1 protein-coding gene is annotated in these 209 nt (G+C 65.6%); it reads left to right on the top strand.

The window, feature by feature from the left end:
• Positions 1-209: putative Ig domain-containing protein (locus ASG38_RS17360; RefSeq protein ID WP_162239651.1), on the top strand; the 209-nt coding region annotated here is incomplete at both ends.

Below are 209 nucleotides of genomic sequence, written 5' to 3'. Positions count from 1 at the left end.
GGTCTGCCAGAACGAAGCGAACCTGTTGCCGGACCTAGCGGCAGGCTTCACCCCAGGAGGGCGTTTCGGCGCGCCTGCCGGACTGTCCATCAATACGGCCACGGGAGAGATTTCCGTTTCGCAGAGCACCCCCGGGACCTACCAGGTCACCTACGAGCTGGACGGGAACACTGCAACGTGCAGCCTTGGCGGCAGCGGCAGCTTCGCGG

Origin of the sequence: Flavobacterium sp. Leaf359, from assembly GCF_001423985.1 — a bacterium.
GTDB lineage: Bacteria > Bacteroidota > Bacteroidia > Flavobacteriales > Flavobacteriaceae > Flavobacterium > Flavobacterium lindanitolerans.
This window is presented reverse-complemented; position numbering and strand designations above follow the sequence as displayed.